This window comes from Mannheimia sp., assembly GCF_056854775.1.
This window is the reverse complement of sequence record NZ_JBXGGI010000145.1, coordinates 1-5,226: the sequence shown is the minus strand read 5'-3', so window position 1 is coordinate 5,226 and position 5,226 is coordinate 1. Positions and strand designations below refer to the sequence as shown.

Here is a 5,226-nt window from a genome sequence, read left to right as displayed (position 1 = left end):
GGAGAGGGTGATTTATGACAATCTCAATTTGCAAGTGCAAAAAGGCAAAGTAACTGCCATTATGGGTCCGTCTGGAATAGGTAAAACCACCTTATTACGCTTAATTGGCGGGCAAATTTTACCTGAATCAGGCGAAATATTGTTTGATGGTAGAGATATTTGTAAAGCCAACAACAAAGAACTTTACGAAATTCGTCAGCGGATGGGAATGTTGTTCCAATCTGGTGCTTTATTTACTGATCTTTCTACATTTGACAATGTGGCTTTCCCGATTCGAGAGCATACACGCTTACCTGAAGAGCTCATTAGAAAATTAGTATTATTGAAACTTGAAGCGGTTGGGCTTCGAGGTGCGGCAAATTTAATGCCTTCCGAATTATCAGGCGGTATGGCTCGTCGAGCAGCACTTGCTCGTGCAATTGCACTGGATCCTGATCTGATTATGTATGATGAGCCTTTCACAGGGCAAGATCCGATTAGTATGGGTGTGATTGTGGAGTTGATCAAAGAGCTAAATCAAGCATTAAATCTCACCTCTATTGTGGTATCTCACGATGTGAAAGAAGTGTTAAGTATCGCTGATTATGCCTATATTGTGGCGGATAAACGTATTATCGCAGAAGGTACACCGGAAATGTTGTTAGAAAGCAACGATCCGCAGGTAGTACAATTCTTAGCTGGTAAAGCGGATGGTCCTGTACGTTTCCACTATCCGGCAAAAGAGTATACGGAGGAGCTGTTTAATGGTTAATTTTATTAGCTCTATTGGGGCTTTTGTGATTAATTTTATCCGTACCTTAGGGCGTTCGGCCTTTATGTTGTGGGGAGCATTAATCGGTAAGCCTGAATTTAGAAAACATACGCCGTTGCTGATTAAGCAACTTTATGTACTCGGTGTGCAATCTCTCTTAATCATTATGCTTTCGGGCTTATTTATCGGTATGGTATTAGGCTTACAAGGCTATGTGGTGTTGGTGGATTTTGCTGCGGAAAGCAGTCTAGGCACATTGGTTTCTCTCTCATTATTACGAGAACTCGGACCTGTAGTTACCGCATTATTATTCGCAGGGCGAGCCGGTTCGGCACTAACGGCAGAAATTGGTTTAATGAAAGCCACAGAACAACTTTCCAGCCTTGAAATGATGGCGGTTGATCCACTTAGACGCATTATTGCACCTCGCTTTTGGGCTGGAGTGATTTCAATGCCGATTCTGGCAGTGATTTTTACCGCAATCGGCATTTGGGGTGGCTCGCTTGTTGGGGTAGATTGGAAAGGTGTTGATGGCGGCAGTTTCTGGTCAGTAATGCAAAACTCGGTTAATGCTAGCGATTTAATCAATGGCTTTATTAAGAGTGTAATTTTCGCTTTTGCCGTAGTTTGGATTGCATTATTTAATGGCTATGATTGTGTACCAACTTCAGAAGGTATTAGCCAATCGACCACAAAAACAGTGGTAAATGCTTCACTTGTAATTTTGGGATTAGATTTTATTTTAACTGCGATTATGTTCGGCGGTTGATTTTAGGAAAAGGAACAGACAATGCGTCAATCAATTAAATATGAATTCTGGGTAGGATTATTTGTGCTACTTGGCTTAGGGGCTTTAGTCTTTTTAGGATTGAGAGTAGCAAACGTACAAGGCTTCTCTAGTGAGAAAACTTATACTCTTTACGCAACTTTTGACAATATTGGTGGACTAAAGGTTCGTGCACCAATTAAAGTTGGGGGGGTGGTAGTAGGTCGTGTGGCTGATATTTCATTAGATCAAAAAACCTATACTCCGAAAGTAGCTTTAGCTGTGAATCAAAATTTTAATCAGATTCCGGATACCAGCTCACTTTCAATTAAAACCTCTGGCTTATTAGGTGAACAATATGTTGCGTTAAATGTCGGCTTTATGATTGAAGGCGAAACTGCAATAATGAAAGAAGGCGATACTTTTGTAGATACTAACTCTGCAATGGTATTAGAAGATTTAATCGGTCAGTTCTTATATGGTGATAAAAAGTCAAATAAAACTGAAGATGAAAAAGCGAATGATTCTGTGGAACCAAAGGCAGAGTAATTCAAATAATAAGAACCTCTAAGTGATTAGAGATTTTGGAGAGTATCAATAATGTTAAAAAACATTAAAAAAATTATCGTAACAGGTTTAGTAGCAGTGTCTGCATTATTTTCAACCACAGCATTTGCAGAAACCAGCCCTTATGTATTAATGCAACAAACAGCAGATAAGTTATTTGGCAATATCAAAGCAAATCAAAGCAAAATCAAAGCAAATCCTGAATATTTACGTACTATCGTGCGTAACGATTTAATGCCGCACGTCCACGTAAAATATGCAGGTCAGTTAGTATTAGGCAAAAATTTAGCCTCTGCAACTGATGCACAAAAAGAAGCTTTCTTTACTGCATTTGGTCAATTTGTTGAGCAATCTTATGCACAAGTTTTAACGCAATACCAAGACCAACAAGTACAAATTGAAAGTCCGAAATCAGTGGATGGTAAATCAATTGTGAGTATTCGTGTAAATGTATCTGGTAAAGGTGCGGCACAGCCAATTAAATTAGACTTTAAATGGCGTAAAAACAGTAAAAGCGGTGAATGGCAAGCCTACGATATGGCTGCTGAAGGTGTGAGTATGGTTGCAACCAAACAAAATGAATGGGCTGGTGTAATTCGCCAAAAAGGAATTGATGCCTTAACTGCACAAGTAGCTCAATCAGCAAAACAACCAATCACCTTAAAATAAGGTGTTTAGTTATGCCTCAAAAAACATTACAATGGGACATTCAGCAAAACAATGAAAGTCTATTTGTGAAACTATCGGGCGAATTAACTCGTAACACGTTGCTTCCACTATGGAAGCAACGTGCTTCTTTTTTATCTCCAAAAGGCAATCAAAAGTTATATTGGGACTTAAAAGAGATCACTCGTGTGGATTCTGCCGGCTTTACGCTACTTGCTGAATTATTAAATCATTATCATAAAGTAATACCAAATTCTCTGATCAATACGCCAGATTCTGTGAAAACATTAGCAGAACTCTATGATTTAGATGGTTGGTTTGAGCAATTTATTATTTAAAGAATTAGGACTTAGAATGACTCCATCACAAATTGAAGAAATTTTAAAACAAAGCTTAACCGATGTAGCCGAAGTTCACGCACAAGGCGAAAATGCCCACTTTGGTGTAATTGTAGTGAGTGATAGTATTGCCGCACTTTCAAAAGTAAAACAACAACAAGCGGTTTATGCTCCCTTAGCAGATTATTTCACAACAAATGAAATTCACGCATTAACCATTAAAGTATTCAGTACAGAAAAATGGAAAACTGAACGTTTGCTAAATATGGTTGGTTAATAATCATAGGTGCAAATTGCAATTTGCCCCTACAAATTCGAATAAATTGCTATTCTTAATTTTAGGACTAATCCCAAATGGAAAAATTTCGTGTGTACGGTCCATTCTCTTTGAGTGGAACAGTAGATATTTCTGGTGCAAAAAATGCAGCCTTGCCTATTTTGTTTGCCTCTATTTTGGCAGAAAAACCGGTTACATTAAAAAATGTACCTGATTTAAAAGATGTTGATACTACCTTTAAAATTTTACGTCAATTAGGCGTAATTGTTGAGAAAGGCACTGAAAAAGGCGTTGTACATATTGATGCAAGCAACATCAATAATTATGTCGCACCATACGAATTAGTTAAGACAATGAGAGCTTCTATTTGGGCGTTAGCACCTCTAGTTGCACGTTTCCAAGTCGGTCAGGTCTCATTACCGGGTGGTTGTACTATTGGTGCTAGACCGGTAGATATGCACATTTCAGGTTTAGAGAAAATGGGTGCACAAATTGAATTAGACGAAGGCTATGTAAAAGCAACCTCACAAGGGCGTTTAAACGGTGCAAGAGTCTATATGGATAAAGTGAGCGTAGGGGCGACTTTATCGGTGATGATGGCAGGAACGCTTGCAAAAGGCACAACTGTGATTGAAAATGCTGCCCGTGAACCTGAAATTGTGGATACTGCTGATTTCTTAAATGCGATGGGTGCGAAAATTTCCGGTGCAGGGACTGATATGATCACTATTGAAGGTGTCGAACATTTAGGTGGTTGTGAACATAGCGTGGTACCGGATCGTATTGAAACGGGTACATTCCTTGTTGCTGCTGCAATTTCAGGTGGCCGCATTACTTGTCGTAATACCAAAGCTGACACGCTTGATGCAGTAATTGAAAAATTGCGTGAAGCAGGAATGCAAGTTGATGTTACAGAAGATACTATCACTTTAGATTCGCTTGGTCGTCGCCCGAAAGCGGTAAATATCCGCACAATGCCTCACCCTGGCTTCCCAACGGATATGCAAGCTCAATTTACCTTGCTAAATGCAGTCGCAGATGGCACAAGCCGTATTACTGAAACGATTTTTGAAAACCGCTTTATGCATATTCCGGAATTAATCCGTATGGGAGCTAAAGCAGAAATTGAAGGTAACACTGCTATTTGCTATGGTGTAGATCGTTTAAAATCAGCAGAAGTTATGGCAACTGATCTTCGTGCTTCAATTAGCTTAGTATTAGCCGGCTGTATTGCAACTGGTGAAACCATTGTAGATCGAATTTACCATATCGATCGTGGCTATGAACACATTGAGGAAAAACTACGTGGCATTGGTGCGAGGATCGAACGTTTCTCTGCACCATTTGAAGGCGAGTAATTGCAAAATTTTCTACAAAAAGAACCGCTTGTTAGTGAAACTATCAAGCGGTTTCTATTATCCTTTCAACTTAAATCTCCCCCTGCTATAACGGGTTTTCATTAAGGCTAAAATCTGCTCTTTCTCATTACTCACGCTTTGTTGGCTCTGTTTTGCTACAACTAAAGAATGTTGAATAGAGTGAGCGTGAGTAATCGCAATAGCTAAAGCATCAGCGGCATCTGCTTGTGGTTTAGCTGAGAGTTGTAGCATTCGGGTTACCATATCTTGTACCTGAATTTTATCCGCAGAACCAATACCAGTAACCGTTTGTTTTACTAATCTCGCAGCATATTCAAATACTGGTAAATCGTGATTGACCGCAGCCACAATTGCTGTACCTCGTGCTTGCCCTAGTTTTAACGCAGAATCCGGGTTTTTTGCCATAAAGACTTGTTCAATAGCAAACATATCGGGCTGGAATTGAGTAATAATTTCGCTCACGCCAGCGTAAATGCGTTTAA

The 5,226-nt window shown here is 39.5% G+C and carries 8 protein-coding genes; 7 read left to right on the top strand and 1 reads right to left on the bottom strand.

From position 1 onward, the window contains the following. From ACJHV0_RS10140 to murA, 7 genes are all read left to right on the top strand, one after another. Nucleotides 1–751: ATP-binding cassette domain-containing protein (locus tag ACJHV0_RS10140; RefSeq protein WP_483134116.1), on the top strand; the 751-nt coding region annotated here is incomplete at its 5' end. After that, entirely contained in the window at nt 744–1,520 is a 777-nt protein-coding gene (mlaE, locus tag ACJHV0_RS10135) for a lipid asymmetry maintenance ABC transporter permease subunit MlaE (RefSeq protein ID WP_025235445.1), read from the top strand. The genes ACJHV0_RS10140 and mlaE, both read left to right, overlap by 8 nt. A gap of 21 nt (nt 1,521–1,541) precedes the next feature. Further along, a complete protein-coding gene (gene mlaD, locus ACJHV0_RS10130) occupies nt 1,542–2,066 on the top strand; it encodes an outer membrane lipid asymmetry maintenance protein MlaD (RefSeq protein ID WP_283386979.1) in 525 nt (174 codons plus the stop codon). Nucleotides 2,067–2,117: 51 nt separating this feature from the next. Next, nucleotides 2,118–2,753, top strand: a complete 636-nt coding sequence (mlaC, locus tag ACJHV0_RS10125; RefSeq protein WP_025235447.1) for a phospholipid-binding protein MlaC — start codon at nt 2,118–2,120, stop codon at nt 2,751–2,753. 11 nt (nt 2,754–2,764) lie between these two features. Further along, nucleotides 2,765–3,088, top strand: coding sequence for an STAS domain-containing protein (locus ACJHV0_RS10120; RefSeq protein WP_025235448.1), 324 nt, complete (start codon nt 2,765–2,767; stop codon nt 3,086–3,088). Between the two features lie 16 nt (nt 3,089–3,104). Then, nucleotides 3,105–3,365, top strand: coding sequence for a BolA family protein (locus tag ACJHV0_RS10115; RefSeq protein WP_025235449.1), 261 nt, complete (start codon nt 3,105–3,107; stop codon nt 3,363–3,365). A 77-nt stretch (nt 3,366–3,442) separates the two neighbouring features. After that, nucleotides 3,443–4,723: a UDP-N-acetylglucosamine 1-carboxyvinyltransferase gene (gene murA / locus ACJHV0_RS10110; RefSeq protein ID WP_283386980.1), complete on the top strand. Its 1,281-nt coding sequence runs from the start codon at nt 3,443–3,445 to the stop codon at nt 4,721–4,723. A gap of 57 nt (nt 4,724–4,780) precedes the next feature. Here the strand turns inward: murA and ruvC are convergent. Further along, nucleotides 4,781–5,226 (bottom strand): crossover junction endodeoxyribonuclease RuvC (gene ruvC, locus ACJHV0_RS10105; protein ID WP_483134115.1); only part of this gene is annotated, 446 nt, incomplete at its 5' end.

What these genes read in the sequence shown, in the direction of transcription:
- mlaD (WP_283386979.1), top strand. Translation starts at nt 1,542, where the DNA reads ATGCGTCAATCAATTAAATATGAATTCTGGGTAGGATTATTTGTGCTA.
- mlaE (WP_025235445.1), top strand. Translation starts at nt 744, where the DNA reads ATGGTTAATTTTATTAGCTCTATTGGGGCTTTTGTGATTAATTTTATC.
- mlaC (WP_025235447.1), top strand. Translation starts at nt 2,118, where the DNA reads ATGTTAAAAAACATTAAAAAAATTATCGTAACAGGTTTAGTAGCAGTG.
- ACJHV0_RS10115 (WP_025235449.1), top strand. Translation starts at nt 3,105, where the DNA reads ATGACTCCATCACAAATTGAAGAAATTTTAAAACAAAGCTTAACCGAT.
- murA (WP_283386980.1), top strand. Translation starts at nt 3,443, where the DNA reads ATGGAAAAATTTCGTGTGTACGGTCCATTCTCTTTGAGTGGAACAGTA.
- ACJHV0_RS10120 (WP_025235448.1), top strand. Translation starts at nt 2,765, where the DNA reads ATGCCTCAAAAAACATTACAATGGGACATTCAGCAAAACAATGAAAGT.